We start from the raw sequence: 18,111 nt of genomic DNA, 5'->3' as shown, positions 1-18,111 counted from the left end.
GGCCTTCTATTCCGACCAGATGAAGCGCGCGCCGTCGCTGTTGTCCGGCATCGGGCCGGGGCTGTCGGCCCGGATGTCGCCGGTCTGCGGATCGATGCGCAGGAAGCGGTTGGTGGCCAAGGACATCAGCACCAGTTCGCCCGTCGGCGTTTCGATCCACTGGAAGTCTTGCGCCTTGCCGGACGGGCCGGCCGCAACCGTCACCCCGCCATCCGCGCCGACCGTGACATAGCGTCCGCCCGATCGCAGGGCGACGCGGCCCAGCCGGCGGTCGACGACCTCGAACCGCGTCGGGGCGCTCGAAGCCAGGCTGGCCCCACCGCCGGCCGCAAGTCCGGTCGTCGCGTGGAACGAGGTCAGCCGGATAGATCGGCCATAGGGAATGGGCCGCATCAGGCCGTGGGTATGCGGCTGATGGACGTCGATGCTGTCGAAATCGGCGAAGCCGCCCTCGGCGCCGGTCGTGTTGTAGTTGAACAGCCCGTACCGAACGCCCTGGAAGGTGAAGGTCTGGTAGAACAGTTCGACCTCGTCGCCGATCGGCGTGAAGGTGACGCCGTCGAACGAGTAGCTGAAGCGCGCCCGTTCGGTGAGGAAATCGCAGTTGGCCCGAAGCCAGACGCGCGTCCCGGTCATCTTCACCCGCACCGTCTTGTCGGGGTGCTGGTCATAGAGGACGACGTCGAGCCCCTCGGCGCGCTTTTCGACGCCCAGGGTCGCATAGGGCAGGTTGAGCAGCCCCAGGCCGGCCGTGTCGCCCGGCTTCAGGTTCGACGCGTCGAGCAGGACGGTCGGCGTCGACATCGGCCCGATCGCCCGCTGCGTCAGGGTGTTGCGCGCGTCGTAGAAGGTGGTCGCCGGCAGGGCGTGAAGGCGCAGGAAACCCGGCCGTTCGGACAACGACCACTTGCCGTCGACCGGGACATGGTTCCACTGCCAAAGGGGCTGGAGCTTCGGCGCCGAGAAGTCATCGCTGCGCCGGAAGGGGACGCGCACCGGCTGCGGCGCGGCGGTCTTCGGCTTGACCCAGGTCCGCGGCGTGCGCGTCAGGTTGCCCGGCAGGCCGAAATAGGGCCAGCCGTCCTTCCAGGTGATGGGCGACAGGCCCAGCAGGCGACCGACGGAATTGAAATCCATCATCGAAAAGCCCCACCATTCGCCCGCGGGCGTCTGGACGACGCCGCCCTGGTGCAACGCCAGGTCATGTTTGGCGACGGGGGTAGGCCCCCAGAAGGTGAACGGCGGCTTGGGCGAGCCCGTGCGCTTGCTCGACGCCATGCCGAAGTCCTCGTGCAGGCTGATCGCTTGATTGACCTCGTAGGGGCCCAGCACATGGTCCGCCCGCGCCGCCGGCATGCGGAAGCCGCCGGCATAGTTGGCGCTGATGATGTAGTACTTGCCGTCGATCTTGTAGAAATGCGCGCCCTCGCCCATGCCGGCGTCTTTGGCGAACAGGACGCGTTCGGTGCCCGGAACGATGTCGGTCAGGTCGTCCGTCAGCTGGGCCAGGTGCATCGTCTGGTGATCCCAGACGACATAGGCCTTGCCGTCGTCGTCGAACAGGACGGACAGGTCGTGAAAGCTGCGCTTCATCGACGTGCGCGTCCACGGCCCCTTCGGATCGGCAGCCGTGAATATCTGGGTCGTCTGGCCGTTGACGTTCGAGAAGATGTAGAACTTGCCGTCATGGTAGCGGAAGGACGGCGCCCAAATACCCTGACCATAGATATTCTTGCCGTCCTCCAGCCGGAAGGCCGGGCCGAGGTCGAGCTTGTCCAGGGCGTAGGCGACGAACTCCCAGTTGACCAGGTCCTTCGAACGCAGGATCGGCAGGCCCGGCATGGTGTGCATGGTGGTGCCGGTCAGGTAGAACCAGTCGCCGACGCGGATCAAGTCTGGATCGGAAAACTCATCATAGAACAAGGGGTTGGTAAAGGTGCCGTCGCCGTTGTCCGGCGTCCAGGTCGCGGTGGACAGGCCTTTGGATGCGCTCGCCTCCGGAGACAGCGCGGACGCCGGCGCCGCGCCTAGGATCACCGCTAAGGCCGCCAGACTGGACACGACAAGTCCGGACGATTTCGATCCATGCCGCATGACGCTTCCCCTTTTTGGCCTTGCTACCGCATCTGAGGTCGTGCCCACAAGAACTTTTGTCAGACAATTAGCGTCGCTGCGGGGCGCCGTCGTTGGTTTTGGACGGGCTGGGCGCAAAGAGTCCGAAAATTGAGCCGCAACCTTCGGAATGGCGCCGCCTAGGCCAGTCCCGGCCCCGAGATCCTGACCACCGGCGTAAAGGCCGGCCGGGCCTCGGGCAGGGCCACGTGCAGGCCGTTGTCGTCGCGCTTGAACGCCAGCTCGCCGCCGCCCAGCAGCTCCACCCGCCGCACCTGGCCGGCGCTGGTCGGGCCCGAGGCGGCCAGGCTCTGGATCACCAGCTCGCCGGTCGGCCAGGCCATGGGCAGGGCGAACAGGTCGCCGCCCTTGGTGGTGAAGCGGATGTCGGCGGCCTCGAACGGCTTGGCGTCGCCCTCGTTCTGCATGCCCTCGACCAGCTTGGTCGGGCCCTCGCCATAGATCCGCCAGGGCCGCGAGGCGTAGATCGCCGGGCCGTTGACGGCGATCCAGCCGGCCATGCCCTCCAGCACTTTTTCTTCCTTGTCGTCGATCGTACCGTCGCCGCGCTGCGGGATGGAGACCATCAGGCAGCCGTTCTTGCTGACCACGTCGATCAGCCGCTGGATCACGTCCCTGGCGCTCTTGTAGCCATCGCGGTCGTAGAGGCCGCGGTCGTAATGCCAGTTGCCGATGCAGGTGTCGGTCTGCCAGGGCTCGGGCCGCAGGCGGTCGGAGAAGCCGCGCTCGACGTCCTCGACGATGCCGCGCCGCTGCAGGGGGCTGAGCTTCTTGCCGGTGACCACCACGTCGGTCGCGCCGCGCGCCGCCAGGGCCTGGTTGTAGTAGTGGGCCGTCGCCGCCAGACCGGCCTGGCCCAGCGGCAGGGTGTAGTTGTCGAAATAGACCATGTCGGGCCGGTAGCGGTCGACCAGGTCGTTCTGGCGCGCCAGCCAGCTTTGAACAAACCCGGGATTGTTCGGCGGCGGGGTCTCCAGCCACTCGCCGTCGTGCTTGTCGTGCCAGGCGTTGGCGGCGGCGATGCTGTCGATCCCGTCGGGGATCAGCATGTTGCGGCCGGTATAGAGCTGTTGCGGATCCAGTCCCTGCCACCACTTGCCCTTGCCGTCGGCCTTGGTCAGCCGGAAGGCGTCGTAGCGCCGGCCCTTCAGCGGGCCCTCGGCGTCGTAGCCGTAGGCGGTCTGCCACCAGTGCCAGGCATGGGCCGAGTGGTTGGAGACGCCGAACCGCATGCCATGCCGGCGGGCGACCTGCTCCCAGGTCCCGACGATGTCGCGCCCGGGGCCCACCCGCAGCGTGTTCCAGGCGTGGTGGCGGCTGGCGAACATGTCGAGGTTGTCGTGGTGGTTGGCCATCGACATGAAGTACTTGGCCCCGGCGGCCTGGTACTTCTTCATCAGCCCGTCCGGATCCCAGTTCTGGGCCTTCCAGCGCGGAATGAACTCCATGAAGCCGAACGTCGTCGGGTGGCCGTAGGTCTTGACGTGGTGTTCGTAGACCCCGTTGCCCTGGATATACATCTGCCGACCGTACCAGTCGCCGTATTCGGGCACGCACTGCGGGCCCCAGTGCGACCAGATGCCGAGCTTGGCGTCACGGAACCAGTCGGGGACCTTGTAGCCCTGGGCCAGCGATTCCCAGCTGGGCTGGAAGCCGCCCTTGCGGGGGGCGGCCAGGGCGGGCGCCGCCGAGGCGGCGGCCAGGCCCGCGCCGAGGTTCAGCAGGTCGCGGCGATTGAGGCTCATGTACGGTCCCTAATTCTTGGCCGGCGCCGCGGCGTTGGTCGGCGGGTCGCCATAGAGGATGCCCCGGCCGTGGACGGCAAGATAGACGCGGCCGAAGCGGTTGGGATCGCCGGTCAGAGCGCTTAGCCCCGCAAAGCCCCAGCGCTCGTCGTGCAGCTTGATCCAGGTCCTGCCGACGTCGTCGGAGCGGAACACGCCCTCGACGCCGCCGACCTTGCCCCAGACGAACACCGCCGGATGGCTCTGGCCGGGGGCGGCCTTGCCGAAGCCGACCAGGCCGGCCTCGTCGACGCCGCCGACCGCCTTGAAGCTGTCGCCGCCGTTGGTCGAGCGCATCAGCCCCTGGGCGGTGGGCAGCCACAGCTCGCCCTCGATTCCCGGGACGGCCTTCAGCGGCCGGCCGTTCGGTAGGTTGCGGGCCGTGACCTTGAAGGTCTCGCCGCCGTCGGCGCTGGCCAGCACCGCGCCCTGAGCGGCGTCGTAGAGGTAGAAGCGCGCCGGGTTTACGCGGTCCGAGGCGGGGGCGAAGTCGGCCCGGTCACCTTTTTCCACCCCCTGGACCGGCCGCCAGGTCTTGCCGTCGTCGCTGGAGACGTAGGGCGGCGCGTCGCGGAGGGCCCAGACCATGCGCTGGCCGTCCGCCGACAGGGCGATGCGGCCGGTGTCGAGGTTGGAACCGCGCGGCGGCGAACTGGCGAAGGCGGTCCAGGTCCTGCCGCCGTCGACGGAGCGAAAGCCGCCTGTGGACGTCGGGTCGCTGGTCCGGACCAGAACGTCGGGCGCCAGCTCGGCGTAGTCCAGGCCGCGATTGGTGCCGCCGTGCGGGGCGAAATAACGGCTGCCCCGAGCGCTATCGAGATCGTCGTGCCGGAAGCCGCCGATGTCGCCGATCGTGCTGACCAGCGGGGCGCCGCCCGAGGTCCCGTTGGGCGGTGAGACCAGTCCCAGGGCGGCCGTCTCCTCCAACCCCTCGTCGTCGAACCGCCAGTTGGTGCGCCCCGAACGATCGGCTTCGGTCAGGTTCTTGGTCCGCCACAGGCCGTAGCCGGTGACATAGATCGCCTCGTCGGGATTGGTCGGGTCGATGTCGACGTCGCCGATCCAGTGGCCCATGGCGCGGCCGTCCTTGCCCTCCAGGCCGCGCACCCAGGGGGCGCCGCCGGTGTCGTGCTCGGATTTCTCGCGCAGACCCCTCCAGGTCTTGCCGCCGTCCGTGCTGCGGAACAGGTCGTCGCCCCGGCCCCAGCGGTCGAGGGTGGAGACCACGACCACGCCCGGGTGGGCCGGGTCGAGGCTGAGGCCGCCATAGCCGAACGCGTCCGGCCCGCTCGGCCTGACCGGCGTGACGTCGGTCCAGGCGCCGCTGTCGGGATCGAACGTCCAGACCGCCCCGTCGGTCACGCCGTTCGGGCCCAGGCCGTTGCCGTAGGCGACGTACAGGACGCCCTTGGCGTCCAGCGCCAGGTGATGGGGGACCAGGCCCTTCGGCTGGCCGTCGACCAGGCCCCAGGTCGCGCCGGCGTCGGTGCTGACTAGCAGGCCGCCGCCCCTCGCCGTGGCGAAACCGGCATAGACGATCGCTGTCTCGCCGGCCTTGGTCTTCTCCACCGGATCGAAGGCCACCAGGGTGACGTGGACCTTCGGAAAGGCCTCGATCCGCGCCCACGTCGCGCCATGGTCGGCGCTGCGGTAGAGGCCGTCCTTGGCGCCCAGGAACAGCACCGCGCCATTGGCCGGGTCGACCATCAGCCGCTCGCCGGTGTTGCGGCCGTCCTCGTTGCCGCCGATCTTGACCGGCAGCTCGGTCTTGGCCCAGGTCGCGCCGCGGTCGGTGGAGCGCAGCAGGGCGCCGCCACGGGCGTACAGGCCCGTGTATTCGCCGGCCGCCATGTAGAGCCGGTTGGGATCCTGCGGATCGACGGCCAGGCTCAGGGCGCCGGCCAGCTGGCCGTCGGCGCGCTTGAGGTCGTCGTTCAGCGCCACCCAGCGGTTGGTCGCCCGGTCCAGGCGATAGGCCCCGCCGATGTCGGTGCGGATATAGACCAGCCCCTTCTCGGTCGGGTGATAGACCACGCCGCTGACGAAGCCGCCGCCCAGCACCTCGACGCTCTTCCAGCCATAGGATTGCACGGCCGGCGGAGCGGCAAGGGCGGGCGCGGCGAGCGCCAACGCCCCGGCGGCGACCGCCAAGGCGAAGCCACGTTTGAACGAGAACATGCGGGGCTTCCGTCTCAAGGGGCGGGGGTCAGGCGAAGGCGTCCGCGGCGATGAGCGCCAAGGCGCTTCCGGCCCTCAAGCCCGCCGTAAATCCCCCCATGTCGTCTCTCCCCATCATCGCCTGTTGGGCGTTTCTATTTGTCACACAAATTAGACGGTGTATGGATCGCCGTCGAGCTTTAAGATACCGGTACCACCGGTCAGTGACCGGATTGCCCGAAACGCGTCAACATGTAATTGACAGCGTTGTCGGAGTTCCAACGATAATGATGCGGGGAGTTATGAACACCAAGGCCTTTTGCGCAGCGCTGCTGGCGACCACCCTCCTGACCGGCGCGGCCTCGGCCGCCGAGAGCCAGAGCACCGCTCATCCGGCTCTATGGCCCGCGGCCAAGAGCCAGGGTCTGGTCGATCCCCAGACCGAGGCCTTTGTCGACTCCGTGTTGGCCAAGCTGACCCTCGAGGAAAAGATCGGCCAGATGATCCAGGCCGACATCGCCTCGATCAAGCCGGAAGACCTGAAGACCTATCCCCTGGGCTCCATCCTGGCCGGCGGCAGCTCGCCGCCGCTGGGCGCCCCCGACCGCTCGCCGATCGGGCCGTGGGTCAAGTCGGTCGAGGCCTTCCGCGACGCCGCCGCCCAGCGCCAGGGCGGCACGCAGGTGCCGCTGATGTTCGGCATCGACTCGGTGCACGGCCACGGCAACGCCGTCGGCGCCACGCTCTTTCCGCACAACAGCGCGCTGGGCGCCACCAGGGACCCCGAGCTGATCCGCAAGATCGGCGCGGCCACGGCCCAGGAAACCGCCGCCAGCGGCTTCGACTGGGCGTTCGGCCCGACCCTGACCGTGCCGCGCGACGACCGCTGGGGCCGGGCCTACGAGGGCTATTCGGAAGATCCGCAGATCGTTCGCGGCTATGCCGGCCAGATGATCCTGGGCCTGCAGGGCGCGGTGTCTCAGGGCGGCGTGATCCAGCAGGGCCACGTGGCGGCCAGCGCCAAGCACTTCCTCGGCGACGGCGGCACCCACCTGGGCAAGGACCAGGGCGACACCCAGGTCTCGGAGGCCGAGCTGATCCGCCTGCACGCCCAGGGCTATGTGCCGGCCATCAACGCCGGGACCATGACCATCATGGCGTCGTTCAACAGTTGGAACGGCGAGAAGATGCACGGCAACAAGAGCCTGCTGACCGACGTGCTGAAGGGCAGGATGGGCTTCGACGGCTTCGTGGTCGGCGACTGGAACGGCCACGGCCAGGTGGCCGGCTGCACGCCCAAGAACTGCCCCCAGGCCGCCAATGCCGGCCTGGACATGTACATGGCGCCCGATAGCTGGAAGGACCTGTACGCCAACACCCTGGCCCAGGCGAAGTCGGGCGAGATCCCGATGGCCCGCATCGACGACGCCGTGCGCCGCATCCTTCGCGTGAAGGCCAAGCTGGGCCTGTTCCAGCAGGCGCGTCCGCTGGAAGGCAAGGAAGCGGTGATGGCCTCGGCCGAGCACCGCGCCATCGCCCGGCAGGCCGTGCGCGAGTCGCTGGTGCTGCTGAAGAACAACGGCGTGCTGCCGGTGAAGGCCTCGGCCAACATCCTGGTGGCCGGCTCCGGCGCCGACGACATCGGCCAGCAGGCCGGCGGCTGGACCCTGTCGTGGCAGGGCACCGGCAACACCAAGGCCGACTTCCCGAACGCCCAGTCGATCTATTCGGGCCTGAAGGAGACGGTCGAGGCCTCGGGCGGCTCGGCGACGCTCAGCGTCGACGGTTCGTTCGACAGGAAGCCCGACGTCGCCATCGTGGTGTTCGGCGAGACGCCCTACGCCGAGGGCGTGGGCGACATCAAGACGCTGGAATACCAGCCCGGGAACAAGACCGACCTGGCGTTGCTCAAGAAGCTCAAGGCCGCCGGCGTGCCGGTGGTGGGCGTGTTCCTGTCGGGCCGTCCGCTGTGGGTCAATCCCGAGATCAACGCGTCGGACGCGTTCGTGGCGGCCTGGCTGCCGGGTTCGGAAGGCGGCGGGATCGCCGATGTCCTGATCGGCGACAAGGCGGGCAAGCCGCGCACCGACTTCCACGGCAAGCTGTCGTTCAGCTGGCCCAAGACCGCCGGCCAGTTCACCCTGAACCGCGGCGACAAGAACTACGATCCGCAGTTCGCCTACGGCTACGGCCTGACCTACGCCGCCAAGGTGCGGGTCGGGACGCTGTCGGAGAAGCCGGGCTTCACGATCGCCACCGACAATGTCAGCAACTACTTCGTCGGCGGCAAGACGCCGGCCCCATTCGAGTTCCGGCTGACCCCGACGACGGGTGTGCAGATCCGTCCCGTGGACGCCGGCAATGTGCAGGAGGCCGGCCGTCAGCTGACCTTCTCCGGCGACACCGCGGCCACCGCGGCCCTCGCGGCCGACAAGGCCTTCGACCTGTCGTTCCAGGCCAACGCCGACATCGATCTGCTGATCGACTATCGCGTCGACGCTAAGCCGACCGGGCCGGTGGCCCTGTCGATTGGTGCGGGCAAGCTGGACGTCACCCCGGTGCTGGAAGCCTCGCCGGTCGGTGAGTGGAAGAGCCTGAAGGTGTCGCTCAAGTGCTTCCAGGCGGCGGGAACCGACGTGACCAAGGTCACCGCGCCGTTCGAGCTGTCGACCGCCGGCAAGCTGGTGGTCTCGCTGCAGGGCGTGAAGCTGACGACGGATCCGGCCGGCGCGGTCTGTCCGGCCAAGGCTCAATAACAACGCCGTTCGTCCCGGCGAAAGCCGGGATGAGCGGACTTTAGGGTTGGAATCCATGCGCTCGAAGATCCTTGGCCTGCTGGCCGCCACCGCCCTGACGACCATGGCCGGGGCCGCTGCGGCCGCCCCGCTGCTGGCCCCGGTGTTCACCGACCACGCCGTCCTGCAGCGCGGCCAGCCCATCCGGGTGTGGGGCGCGGCCAAGGCCGGCGAGGCGGTCGAGCTGACGCTGGGCGAGGCCCAGGCCAGCGCCACGGCCGACGCCCAGGGGCGCTGGTCCGCGACCCTGCCGGCCCGGGAGCCGGGCGAGCCCCTGACCCTGACGGTCCAGGCCGGCGGCGAGCGCCAGACGATCTCGGACCTGCTGGTCGGCGACGTCTGGCTGTGCTCGGGCCAGTCGAACATGGAATACCCGCTGCGCCGGTCCCTGGGCGGCGAGGCCGAGGCGGCCAATTCGGCCGACCCGAACATCCGCCTGCTGCAGACCGGCCGGGTCAGCCTGCCCGAGCCGACGACGGCCCTGCCCAGGGAGGCGGCCTGGCGTCCGGCCACGCCGGAATCGGCCAACAACTTCAGCGCCGCCTGCTTCTTCATGGGGCGCGAGATCAAGAAGACCACCGGGGTTCCGGTCGGCCTGATCGACGCCACCTGGGGCGGATCGGTGATCCAGGACTGGATCAGCCGCGACGGCCTGCACGCCCTGGGCGACTATGAAGAGGGGTTGGCCATCCTGGCGGATTACGCCAAGTCGCCGGAAGCCGGCATGGCCCGCTGGATCGCCCAGTTCGACCGCTGGGCCGCCAAGGCCGAGCCGCAGGCCGCGGCCTGGAGCCGGCCGGACTTCGACGACCGCGACTGGAAGACCATGCCGGCCGAAAAGCTCTGGGAAACCAATCCCGGGCTGGAGAGCTTCGACGGAACGATCTGGCTGCGGGCCACGATCGTCCTGACCGCCAAGCAGGCCAAGCAGGGCGCTGTCCTGGCCCTGGGGCCGGTCGACGACCTGGACATCACGTTCGTCAACGGCCGCCAGGTGGGCTCGACCCAGGGCTGGGACAAGCCGCGGGCGTACAAGATCGCGCCGGGCGTGCTGAAGGCGGGACCCAATGTGGTCGCGGTGCGGGCCATCGACACCGGCGGCGGCGGCGGGGCGTGGGGCCCGGCCGCCGAGAAGGGGTTGAGGTTCGACGACGGGTCGTTCGCGCCCCTGGGCGCCCGCTGGCGCTACAAGGTCTCGTCCACCGTCGCCCAGAGCGGCGTGCCGCCGACGCCGCCGTGGGTGGGGGCCAGCGGCCTGTCGACCCTGCGCAACGGCATGATCGCGCCGCTCGCGCCGTACGGCCTGAAAGGCTTCGCCTGGTATCAGGGCGAGGCCAACGTCGCCGAGCCCCAGAACTACCAGCGCCTGCTGGCCGCCCTGGTCGGCGACTGGCGCCAGTCGTTCGGCGGGCCGGACCTGCCGTTCCTTGTGGTGCAGTTGGCCGATTTCGGGCCGCGTCAGACCCGTCCGGTGGAATCGGGCTGGGCCGGGGTGCGCGACGCCGAGCGCCGCGTGGCCGCCGCCGATCCCAAGGTCGGCCTCGCCTCGGCCGTCGACATCGGCGACATCTACGACATCCATCCGGCCAACAAGCAGCAGGTCGGCCATCGCCTGGCCCTGCAGGCGCGAAAGCTGGCCTATGGCGAGACGACCCTGGTCGCCGCAGGGCCTGCGCCGCTGTCGGCCATGCGGACCGGCGCGGCGGTGGTCGTGCGGCTGGACCAGCCGGCGGTGGTGCAGGCTGACGTCCGGCCGGTCGGGTTCGAGCTGTGCGACGCGGGCGGCGCCTGCCGCTTCGCCGACGCGGTCCTGGCCGGCGACCAGGTCTCGCTGGCGATCCCGGCCGGTTTCGCGCCGGTCAAGGTCCGCTTCGCCTGGGCCGACAGCCCGATCCTCAACCTCTATGGCGCGACCGGCCTGCCGGCGACGCCGTTCGAACTGGCGATCACGCCGTAGAGCGGATCGAGCTCGGCCATCCCTGGTCCTTGGTCTGCGACAAACCTCGGGATGACCGTGCCTTAGGCACGGTGTGTAGAAAACCTCATCCCGAGCTTGTCGGTCGGCGAGGGCGCGCCGTTAACCAGCAACCCTTGGCGGGCGGCGGCATTGTGTTGCGTCGAGGAGACCGCCGATTGCCCGACGCTGCATATCAGGAACTGGCCAAGCTATGGGAAGCCGTGTTCGGCGAGCAGCCGCCGGTCGTCGCCGAGCCGGGCCTGACGGCGCGGATCCTGGTCACCTGCCTGCCGCCGGCCGAGCCTTACGGCTTCGTCGCCAAGGACGAGGATTAGGGTCTTTTGACAGTTGCCGGTTCTTGGGCCGAATTCCTCGTCCTTCGACAAGCTCAGGATGAGGAATTCTATTCAACCGCCTTGCCAGTAGTCCTCATCCTGAGCCTGTCGAAGGACGAGGGCGGCGCCCCGGCGTCGAACGCCTAACGGCCCCCAGACCCTAGACCGCCAGCGCCTTGAGCCGCTCGCGCAGGTCGCCCAGCTCGTCCAGCTGGAGGTTCAGCTTGCAGAACAACTGCTCGGGCACGGCCCTGGCCTTGTCGCGCAGGGCGGCCCCAGTCTCGGTGAGGGTGACGACCACCCGGCGCTCGTCCTCAGGATCGCGGGTCCGCGCCACCAGGCCCTGGGCCTCCAGGCGCTTGAGCAGCGGGGTCAGGGTGCTGGACTCCAGGTCCAGCGCCTCGCCCAGGGCGCCGACGGTGCGAGGGCTGGCCTCCCACAGCACCAGCATGGCCAGGTACTGCGGATAGGTCAGGCCCAGGGCTTCCAGCATCGGCCGGTAGAGCCGGGTCACCCGGTTGGCGGCCCCGTAGAGGGCGAAGCACAGCTGGCGGTCGAGGCGCAGGGCCTCGACCGGTTCGCCGCTCGTCTTGTTGGTCTTGGCGCTCATGCGGCCCTTGTGGTGATCGCGACATCGACATTGCCGCGGGTGGCGTTGGAATAGGGACAGACCTTGTGCGCCGTCGCAACCAGGGCTTCGGCCTCATCCTGGGTCAGGCCTTGGGTTTCGACCTCCAGCGCCACCTCCAGCTTGAAGCCGACCTCCAGCGGGGCCAGGCCGACGACGCCGGTCACGATCGAGCCGGTCAGGCCGATCTTCTGCTGGCGGGCCACGAAGGCCATGGCGCTCTGGAAGCAGGCGGCGTAGCCGGCCGCGAACAGCTGCTCGGGATTGGTCCCCTGGCCGTTGCCGCCCAGCGCCTTGGGCAGGGCCAGCTGCACGTCCAGCAGGCCGTCGTCGCTGCGGGCCTTGCCTTCGCGGCCGCCGGTGGCCGTGGCGCGGGTTTGGTAGAGGGTGGACATCGGATGCCTCCTTGGCGTTGTTCGATGTGAACGATTTAATCGTGCACGATATAACGACAAGGGGCGCGGCGAAGTTTTTTATCGCGCGCGATCTATCGGACTGGCCGCGCTACCCGGCCGGAGCCTTAGCGGCGCCGACCAACGCCCCCAGCGCCTCCATCGTCGTGAGGTCGCCGAGCAACTGCCGCACGATGCTCAGCGTGTCGGAATAGATCCGTTCGCAGACCAGGGTCTCGCCTTCGAACAGGAAGAAGGCGGCCATCTGGCAACTGAACGGGCGGCCGGTGGCGGGCAGGGGGCCGAGGGGACCCAGCTGCGTGCCCTCGAGGATGAATTCCACCACGATCCCGTCGTCGACATGGCGCAGGGACAGCAGGGTGTTGCGCTGGTCGGGAAAGGTCTGGCGTGAGCTTCTGTAATAGCGCTCGACCTCAGGCCGGCCGTCGTGGACCGCGCCGGTGGCGATGATCTCGTAGTGGGGGTGGGGGAAGGTCGCCAACACCCTGTCCCAGGCGTGGTCGATCTCGTCGGCCATGTGCTCGCGCACGATCGTCTCGCGCCGGGCGCGCAGTTCGTCCTGGGTCATGATCGCTCCTCCCGTCGCTCTTCGGCGGCGTCGAAGACACTAGAACCGTCAGGCCCCGGCTTGGGAAGCCTCTACGCCGCCCAGGCGGCCGCGAAGCGCTTCAGCTGCGAGCGGGCGGCGCTTTCGGCGCTGTCGCCGAGGGCTTCCAGGCGCAGGAACAGGTCGCCGGCCCGGTGCGGGCCGCGGGCCGGGAGGCCTTGGCCGGGCAGGCGCACCAGGCCGCGGGCGGCGGCCTTGGTCGAAATCCACACCAGACGCGGGCCCAGGGCGGTGGCGACCTCGATCCGGCCGCCTTCGGCCAGGGCGCGGGCGTCCAGCCGCGCGGTCAGCCACAGGTCGTCGCCGCGCACCAGGGCGTCGGGATCGTGCTTGTGCACGACGCGGAAGGTGACGTTCTCGACCCGCACCTTGTCGCCGTCGCGCAGGCCGGCGGGCAGGGTCAGGCGCAGCTTGCGGGCGTCCAGCGCCAGGTCCAGGCAGCCGCCGGCGAAGGCCAGGGCGGCGTCGACCTGCAAGGTCGCCTGCTCGACCCGGGCCGGTTCGGCGACCGCGGGCGGGAAGTGGATCGGGCGGGCCGGGGCGTCCTGCAGCAGGCGATAGGCGGCCAGCACGTCGCGGAACAGGGCCGCGTCGCCGCCGGGACGGTCGGGGTGGGCGCGCTTGGCGGCCTCGCGATAGGCGGCCCGCAGCTCGCGCTCGTCCGCGCCGGGCGCCACGCCGAGGATGGCGCGGGCGGCCTGGAGGCTTAGAACGGAAGACGAGCCGGCGATCATGCCGCCGACCCTGCCGCCGTTTGGTCAACGGGGCGTTAAGTTAACGAATCTGGCCGCTCAGCAGCCAGACCAGGCCGAACACGCCGAACACCCCGGCCACGAAGACGATCACGGCCCACGAGCCGCTCCTGCGGTGCCAGGTGACCGGCTCGTCGACCTCGGGTCCCTCGACCCGCGCCCGCTCGGCGGCCTTGGCGCGCAGCCGCCACAGGTTCCAGGCCCCGGCCGCGAACAGGAACAGGCCGCCGGCCGCCAGGACGATCCAGTCCTGGACGTCGTCGCCCTTCCACTTGACCGCCTCGACATAGCCGATCCACAGGCCGGCCGCGCACCACAGCGCCAGGGGAAGCCAGGTCAGTCGCGCCCGCGTGCCGAGTTTCATGGGGTGTCCTTCATGTCGCGCGGCAGATGCGCGCGACCGGCCATCCGCGTCAAGCGTGGCCCGCCGCTCCGCTGTGTCCTATATCCATCCCATGACCGACGCGCCCCTGATCCCCGCCTCGCCGTCCGAGGACGACTATGTCCGCCAGGTGACCGAGGCCACGCCGCCGCCGCTGCTGCCGGAGGGCGACCCCATCCGCCTGTTCGAGGACTGGCTGGCCGAGGCCGGCAAGGGCGAGCCGAACGATCCCAACGCCGTGGCCGTGTCGACCGTCGACGCCGACGGCCTGCCGGACTCGCGCATGGTGCTGCTCAAGAGCGTCGACGCCCGGGGCTTCGTCTTCTACACCAACACCCACAGCGCCAAGGGCGTGGAGCTGTCGGGCCAGCCCAAGGCCGCGCTGCTCTTCCACTGGAAGTCTTTGCGCCGCCAGGTGCGGGTGCGCGGCGCGGTCGAGCCGGTCAGCGAGGCCGAGGCCGACGCCTACTTCGCCAGCCGCGCCCGCCACAGCCAGCTGGGCGCCTGGGCCAGCGACCAGTCGCGGCCGCTGCCCGACCGCCTGGCCCTGGAGCGCCGGGTGGCCGAGATGGCGCTGAAGTTCGGCATCGGCAAGGTGCCGCGCCCGCCTCACTGGTCGGGCTATCGCGTCGTTCCCCAGGTCATCGAGTTCTGGCGCGACCGGCCGTTCCGCCTGCACGAGCGCCTGGTCTACGAACGGGCCGGCGAGGGCTGGGCGACGAAGCGGCTGTTCCCCTAGACGCCGTACCGCGCCAGGAACGTCTCGACCGCCTCGTTCGCGATATCCGGCAGCGGCCGGGCCGGCCGGACCTCGTCGCCGGCCGCCAGGCCCAGCATCAGGGTGGCGTGGTCCAGCATGCCAAGCAGCTGGCCAGCGGCCCCGGCGGGGCGATCCGTCGCCAGTTCGCCGGACGCCACCAGGTCTTCGATCAGCGCGATCGCCGTGCCGCCCAAGGCCTTGTGTGCGCCCTGGAGAGCGTGGTCGGCCAACGCCTCGAAGCGCCGGCGTTCGCTGGCGATCATCCGGAACATCGCCCGCGTGGCGGGCTGCGACATCAAGGCGGCGTAGGCCAGGGCCAGGCTGGTCAGGCGAACGCGGGCGTCGCCCTTCGCCCGGGCGCTGGCCCGAACGGGCTCGGCCATGTGCTGGACGGCGTCGTGGACGATGATTTCGAACAGCTTGGCCTTGCTGGGGAAGTAGGCGTAGAGGGTGGCGGTGGACACCCCCGCCATCCGCGCCACCGCCTCCATGCCGGCGGCGGCATAGCCTTCCCGAAGGAACACCCCGCGCGCGGCCGCCAGGATCTCGGTCTTCTTGCGTTCGGATCGATTGACGACGGCGCCGATCAGCATGGGTGCGACTCTAGTCAAGGTTCAAGCAACCATAGGCGCTCAACCAAAGAGCAAGCAAGCCGCCGCACGCGACGCGGCTGGAACTTTCCGCTATGGGGACGCCCGCGCCCGGACATCGGGCGCCGTTGACGGGGTTTGGGCGTGATCAAGGACGCGGAGACGGTTCGCGAGCAGGAAGTGGCCGCCTGGATGGGCGAGCGGGCCGATCGGGTGATCGAGACCTCCTGCGCCCGCGTGTTCCTGGTCGGCGAGGCCGCGTGGAAGGTGAAGCGCCCGGTCAACTTCGGCTTTCTGGATTACTCCACCCTGGAGCTGCGCCGCTGGTCGCTGGAGCGCGAGTTGAGCTTCAACCGCGCCGCCGCGCCCGACATCTATCGCGCCGTGCGCCGCCTGACCCGCACCGAGGTCGGCGGGGTCGAGATGGACGGTCCCGGCGAGATCGTCGAGTACCTGTTGGAGATGCGCCGCTTCGACGAGCAGGGCGTGTTGGCTGTTCAGCCCTGGGCCATCGACGACGCACTGGAGGAGTCGCTGGGCCGCACCATCGCCCAGTTCCACGCCGGCGCGCCGCTGCGGCCGCAAGGCGGCGGGGTAGGGGCCCTGGGCTACACCATCGCCTCCAACGCCAACCTGCTGCGTGGCCTGGCCCCGCGGCTCGGCGCCCAGGCCGTCGAGCGGCTGATCGCCGAGACCGACCTGGCGCTGGAGCGCCTGGGCCCGCTGCTGAACGAACGGGCCGGGCAGGGCTTCGCCCGCCACTGCCACGGCGACCTGCACCTGGGCAACATCCTGGTCGAGGAGGGCAAGCCGATCCTGTTCGACTGCATCGAGTTCAACGACTCACTGTCGGACATCGACATCCAGTACGACCTGGCCTTCCTGCTGATGGACCTGGACTTCCGCCGTCGCCGGGACGCCGCCGGCCGGGTGCTGAACGCCTATCTGGACGAGGCCGCCCGCACGTTCGGCGAGGGCCTGTGGACGGGCCTCGCGGCCCTGCCGCTGATGCTCAGCGTCCGCGCCGCGGTGCGCACCCACGTCTGGGCCTACAGCAATGACGACGAGGCGGCGCGGGCCTACCTGGCCACCGCGCTGGAGCACCTGGCCCCCCGGCCGGTCAGCCTGGTGGCCACCGGCGGCTTCTCGGGCTCGGGCAAGTCGACCTTCGCCCGGGTTTGCGCGCCCGGCCTGGGGACGGCCCCCGGGGCGGTGGTCCTGCGCACCGACGAGATCCGCAAGCGCCTGTGCGGCGTGCCCTCGCTGCAGCGCCTGCCCAAGGAGGCCTATACGCCGGAGATGAGCGAGCGGGTCTATGGCGAGCTGTTCCGCGACGCCGCCCTGACCCTGGCCTCGGGCCGCTCGGTGGTGGTCGACGCGGTGTTCCTCAAGCCCGAGCAGCGGGCCCGCGCCGAGGCCCTGGCCAAGCAGGGCGACGTTGCGTTCCAGGGCGTCTGGCTGGAAGCCCCGCCCGAAGTGCTGCGCGCCCGCGTCGCCGCCCGCGTCAACGACGCCTCCGACGCCGACGTGGCCGTGCTGGAAAGCCAGCTGACCCGCGACACCGGCGAGATCACCTGGCGCCGCGTCGACACCGTCAGCGCCTTCGAGGACGAGGCGCGGGCGCTGGCGGAGACGATGGGGTAGGGGCGGCGGCTTCATCGGCGCCGGCGTCTCCGCGGGGGGGGGGGGCGCCGAATTTGGGACGCCGTGATCCTGAAGGTCGGCTTGTTGGCGTGAAGAGCAGGGTGAATTTCGAGCCAGTCAGACGTTGGCGACGCCCACTTGGGGCTTCCGTACCGCCGTGGCGGCGAGGACCACGGGCGGGTATGGTCGTCGGATGAGCAAGCCGCCCTCTGAGCCGGAACACCCCAAGCCAGTGGTCATTGCGATAGACGCCAGTGGAAACGTGGCCGCTACGGTGGATGGCGAGCCCGTCGATCCCGATCAGCTCCTATCCGAGCTTACCGCCGTACTCCGTGAAGCTGAAAACGACGGCGAGGATAGCGCCGACAGCTAGCGCGAAAAGCGGACGTTTTCATATGTCAGCTGGAGGTGATGAGCAGACGCGCGTGATGCAGCGCCTCTCGGTTCCGCCGTGCGTCACATCACGAAACCCTCGGCGCGCATCGCATGCGAGGCAAGCGACTGAAGGGCGCACAGCTCGCAACTCCCCGCGCACGGGGAACCGGATTATCGCGTTCGGTCTTTGGCTACCTACACTCGCTCGAAGGGTAGGACATGCGGTACTTCTTCAAGCTGACGGACGGTGAGATCTACGACGACAACCAGGGCGTCGACATCTCGGACACGGCCGCGGCCGAACGCGAAGCGGCCCTGATCGCCGCGGAGTGGTTACGCGACAACCCGGACACCTTCCTGCGCGACGGCATCTTGAAGGTCGAGATCCTGGACGAGCAGAAGGACCTGGTCGCCACCATCGACATCGCCATTGTGCGTCCTGGCGCGGCCTCGCCCGCCTAGCGAACCATCCCGCCGATCCCGAGTTGTCTAAAGGTCAACTACGGAGACGAGGCATGACGTTGAAAACGGCCAAGGGCGTACGTCGCCCCCAATGGTGGCAGATCCACCCGACGCTGGCGTTCTGCTCGGCATGGGCGCTGATCATCGGCGGCGCCGCGACCGCCGTGGCTCTGCTCGCCTAGATCCGGCAGCGCGCCCCAAGGTCCGCCTTCCGCGCAGGCGCTAATGGCAAGGATCGACCGAGGCTGTGTAAAAACCCTCTAACCGCTGCGCCCCTGCGAGAGAGCATGAGCGTGGCGCGAGGCCGGCGTCAGGCCTGGATCGCCTTCATCAGCGG

General features: G+C 69.5%; 16 protein-coding genes. 7 read left to right on the top strand and 9 right to left on the bottom strand.

Going from position 1 to position 18,111, the window contains the following annotated elements; all coding sequences use genetic code 11:
* Window positions 1–6 precede the first annotated feature (6 nt).
* From ASD47_RS25310 to ASD47_RS25300, 3 genes are all read right to left on the bottom strand, one after another.
* Entirely contained in the window at window positions 7–2,061 is a 2,055-nt protein-coding gene (locus ASD47_RS25310) for a family 43 glycosylhydrolase (protein WP_235526220.1), read from the bottom strand.
* A 191-nt stretch (window positions 2,062–2,252) separates the two neighbouring features.
* Window positions 2,253–3,878: an alpha-L-fucosidase gene (locus ASD47_RS25305; RefSeq protein ID WP_056762662.1), complete on the bottom strand. Its 1,626-nt coding sequence runs from the start codon at window positions 3,876–3,878 to the stop codon at window positions 2,253–2,255.
* A gap of 9 nt (window positions 3,879–3,887) precedes the next feature.
* The gene (locus ASD47_RS25300) at window positions 3,888–6,095 is read right to left on the bottom strand and encodes a sialidase family protein (RefSeq protein WP_056762660.1); all 2,208 of its coding nucleotides are present in this window, start codon (window positions 6,093–6,095) and stop codon (window positions 3,888–3,890) included.
* A gap of 269 nt (window positions 6,096–6,364) precedes the next feature.
* Between ASD47_RS25300 and ASD47_RS25295 the strand changes: the two genes are divergently transcribed.
* The 3 genes from ASD47_RS25295 to ASD47_RS26950 all read left to right on the top strand — a co-directional run bounded on the left by ASD47_RS25295 (window position 6,365) and on the right by ASD47_RS26950 (window position 11,161).
* A complete protein-coding gene (locus tag ASD47_RS25295) occupies window positions 6,365–8,830 on the top strand; it encodes a glycoside hydrolase family 3 protein (RefSeq protein ID WP_162251715.1) in 2,466 nt (821 codons plus the stop codon).
* Window positions 8,831–8,885: 55 nt separating this feature from the next.
* Complete coding sequence (locus tag ASD47_RS25290) at window positions 8,886–10,826, top strand: sialate O-acetylesterase (RefSeq protein ID WP_056762658.1); 1,941 nt, start codon at window positions 8,886–8,888, stop codon at window positions 10,824–10,826.
* Window positions 10,827–11,002: 176 nt separating this feature from the next.
* Entirely contained in the window at window positions 11,003–11,161 is a 159-nt protein-coding gene (locus ASD47_RS26950; RefSeq protein ID WP_156402434.1) for a hypothetical protein, read from the top strand.
* A gap of 160 nt (window positions 11,162–11,321) precedes the next feature.
* Here ASD47_RS26950 and ASD47_RS25285 read toward each other — a convergent pair whose 3' ends face one another.
* The 5 genes from ASD47_RS25285 to ASD47_RS25265 form a co-directional block, all read right to left on the bottom strand.
* Window positions 11,322–11,771, bottom strand: a complete 450-nt coding sequence (locus ASD47_RS25285; RefSeq protein WP_056762657.1) for a MarR family winged helix-turn-helix transcriptional regulator — start codon at window positions 11,769–11,771, stop codon at window positions 11,322–11,324.
* On the bottom strand, window positions 11,768–12,184 hold the full coding sequence (locus ASD47_RS25280; RefSeq protein WP_056762656.1) for an organic hydroperoxide resistance protein: 417 nt from the start codon (window positions 12,182–12,184) through the stop codon (window positions 11,768–11,770). Before ASD47_RS25280 ends, ASD47_RS25285 begins: the two co-directional genes overlap by 4 nt.
* A gap of 109 nt (window positions 12,185–12,293) precedes the next feature.
* Window positions 12,294–12,770 (bottom strand): ester cyclase, encoded by a 477-nt coding sequence (locus ASD47_RS25275; RefSeq protein ID WP_056762655.1) that lies wholly within the window; start codon window positions 12,768–12,770, stop codon window positions 12,294–12,296.
* Between the two features lie 71 nt (window positions 12,771–12,841).
* Window positions 12,842–13,543 (bottom strand): DnaJ domain-containing protein, encoded by a 702-nt coding sequence (locus tag ASD47_RS25270; RefSeq protein WP_056762654.1) that lies wholly within the window; start codon window positions 13,541–13,543, stop codon window positions 12,842–12,844.
* A 40-nt stretch (window positions 13,544–13,583) separates the two neighbouring features.
* Window positions 13,584–13,925 carry a hypothetical protein gene (locus ASD47_RS25265; protein WP_056762653.1) on the bottom strand — a complete coding sequence of 114 codons (342 nt, stop codon included), beginning with the start codon at window positions 13,923–13,925 and terminating at the stop codon, window positions 13,584–13,586.
* Window positions 13,926–14,016: 91 nt separating this feature from the next.
* Between ASD47_RS25265 and pdxH the strand changes: the two genes are divergently transcribed.
* Window positions 14,017–14,682, top strand: coding sequence for a pyridoxamine 5'-phosphate oxidase (pdxH, locus tag ASD47_RS25260; RefSeq protein WP_056762933.1), 666 nt, complete (start codon window positions 14,017–14,019; stop codon window positions 14,680–14,682).
* Here pdxH and ASD47_RS25255 read toward each other — a convergent pair.
* The gene (locus tag ASD47_RS25255; protein WP_056762649.1) at window positions 14,679–15,296 is read right to left on the bottom strand and encodes a TetR/AcrR family transcriptional regulator; all 618 of its coding nucleotides are present in this window, start codon (window positions 15,294–15,296) and stop codon (window positions 14,679–14,681) included. The genes pdxH and ASD47_RS25255 overlap by 4 nt on opposite strands.
* A gap of 141 nt (window positions 15,297–15,437) precedes the next feature.
* Between ASD47_RS25255 and ASD47_RS25250 the strand changes: the two genes are divergently transcribed.
* The 3 genes from ASD47_RS25250 (at window position 15,438) to ASD47_RS28005 (ending at window position 17,956) form a co-directional block, all read left to right on the top strand.
* Window positions 15,438–16,937, top strand: coding sequence for a bifunctional aminoglycoside phosphotransferase/ATP-binding protein (locus tag ASD47_RS25250; RefSeq protein WP_056762930.1), 1,500 nt, complete (start codon window positions 15,438–15,440; stop codon window positions 16,935–16,937).
* A gap of 594 nt (window positions 16,938–17,531) precedes the next feature.
* Window positions 17,532–17,774, top strand: coding sequence for a hypothetical protein (locus ASD47_RS25245; protein WP_056762647.1), 243 nt, complete (start codon window positions 17,532–17,534; stop codon window positions 17,772–17,774).
* A 53-nt stretch (window positions 17,775–17,827) separates the two neighbouring features.
* Window positions 17,828–17,956: a hypothetical protein gene (locus ASD47_RS28005; RefSeq protein ID WP_255355551.1), complete on the top strand. Its 129-nt coding sequence runs from the start codon at window positions 17,828–17,830 to the stop codon at window positions 17,954–17,956.
* Window positions 17,957–18,111: the final 155 nt, after the last annotated feature.

It is taken from the genome of Caulobacter sp. Root1472 (genome assembly GCF_001426985.1).
Lineage (GTDB): Bacteria > Pseudomonadota > Alphaproteobacteria > Caulobacterales > Caulobacteraceae > Caulobacter > Caulobacter rhizosphaerae.
Note: the sequence above shows the minus strand (reverse complement) of the source record. Positions and strands in the feature narration are given on the sequence as shown.

Bases quoted from the DNA above. Each gene is read 5' to 3' on its own strand.
- ASD47_RS25305 (WP_056762662.1), bottom strand. From the start codon at position 3,878: ATGAGCCTCAATCGCCGCGACCTGCTGAACCTCGGCGCGGGCCTGGCC.
- ASD47_RS25300 (WP_056762660.1), bottom strand. From the start codon at position 6,095: ATGTTCTCGTTCAAACGTGGCTTCGCCTTGGCGGTCGCCGCCGGGGCG.
- ASD47_RS25295 (WP_162251715.1), top strand. From the start codon at position 6,365: ATGCGGGGAGTTATGAACACCAAGGCCTTTTGCGCAGCGCTGCTGGCG.
- ASD47_RS25290 (WP_056762658.1), top strand. From the start codon at position 8,886: ATGCGCTCGAAGATCCTTGGCCTGCTGGCCGCCACCGCCCTGACGACC.
- ASD47_RS25285 (WP_056762657.1), bottom strand. From the start codon at position 11,771: ATGAGCGCCAAGACCAACAAGACGAGCGGCGAACCGGTCGAGGCCCTG.
- ASD47_RS25280 (WP_056762656.1), bottom strand. From the start codon at position 12,184: ATGTCCACCCTCTACCAAACCCGCGCCACGGCCACCGGCGGCCGCGAA.
- ASD47_RS25275 (WP_056762655.1), bottom strand. From the start codon at position 12,770: ATGACCCAGGACGAACTGCGCGCCCGGCGCGAGACGATCGTGCGCGAG.
- ASD47_RS25270 (WP_056762654.1), bottom strand. From the start codon at position 13,543: ATGATCGCCGGCTCGTCTTCCGTTCTAAGCCTCCAGGCCGCCCGCGCC.
- ASD47_RS25265 (WP_056762653.1), bottom strand. From the start codon at position 13,925: ATGAAACTCGGCACGCGGGCGCGACTGACCTGGCTTCCCCTGGCGCTG.
- pdxH (WP_056762933.1), top strand. From the start codon at position 14,017: ATGACCGACGCGCCCCTGATCCCCGCCTCGCCGTCCGAGGACGACTAT.
- ASD47_RS25255 (WP_056762649.1), bottom strand. From the start codon at position 15,296: ATGCTGATCGGCGCCGTCGTCAATCGATCCGAACGCAAGAAGACCGAG.
- ASD47_RS25245 (WP_056762647.1), top strand. From the start codon at position 17,532: ATGCGGTACTTCTTCAAGCTGACGGACGGTGAGATCTACGACGACAAC.
- ASD47_RS28005 (WP_255355551.1), top strand. From the start codon at position 17,828: ATGACGTTGAAAACGGCCAAGGGCGTACGTCGCCCCCAATGGTGGCAG.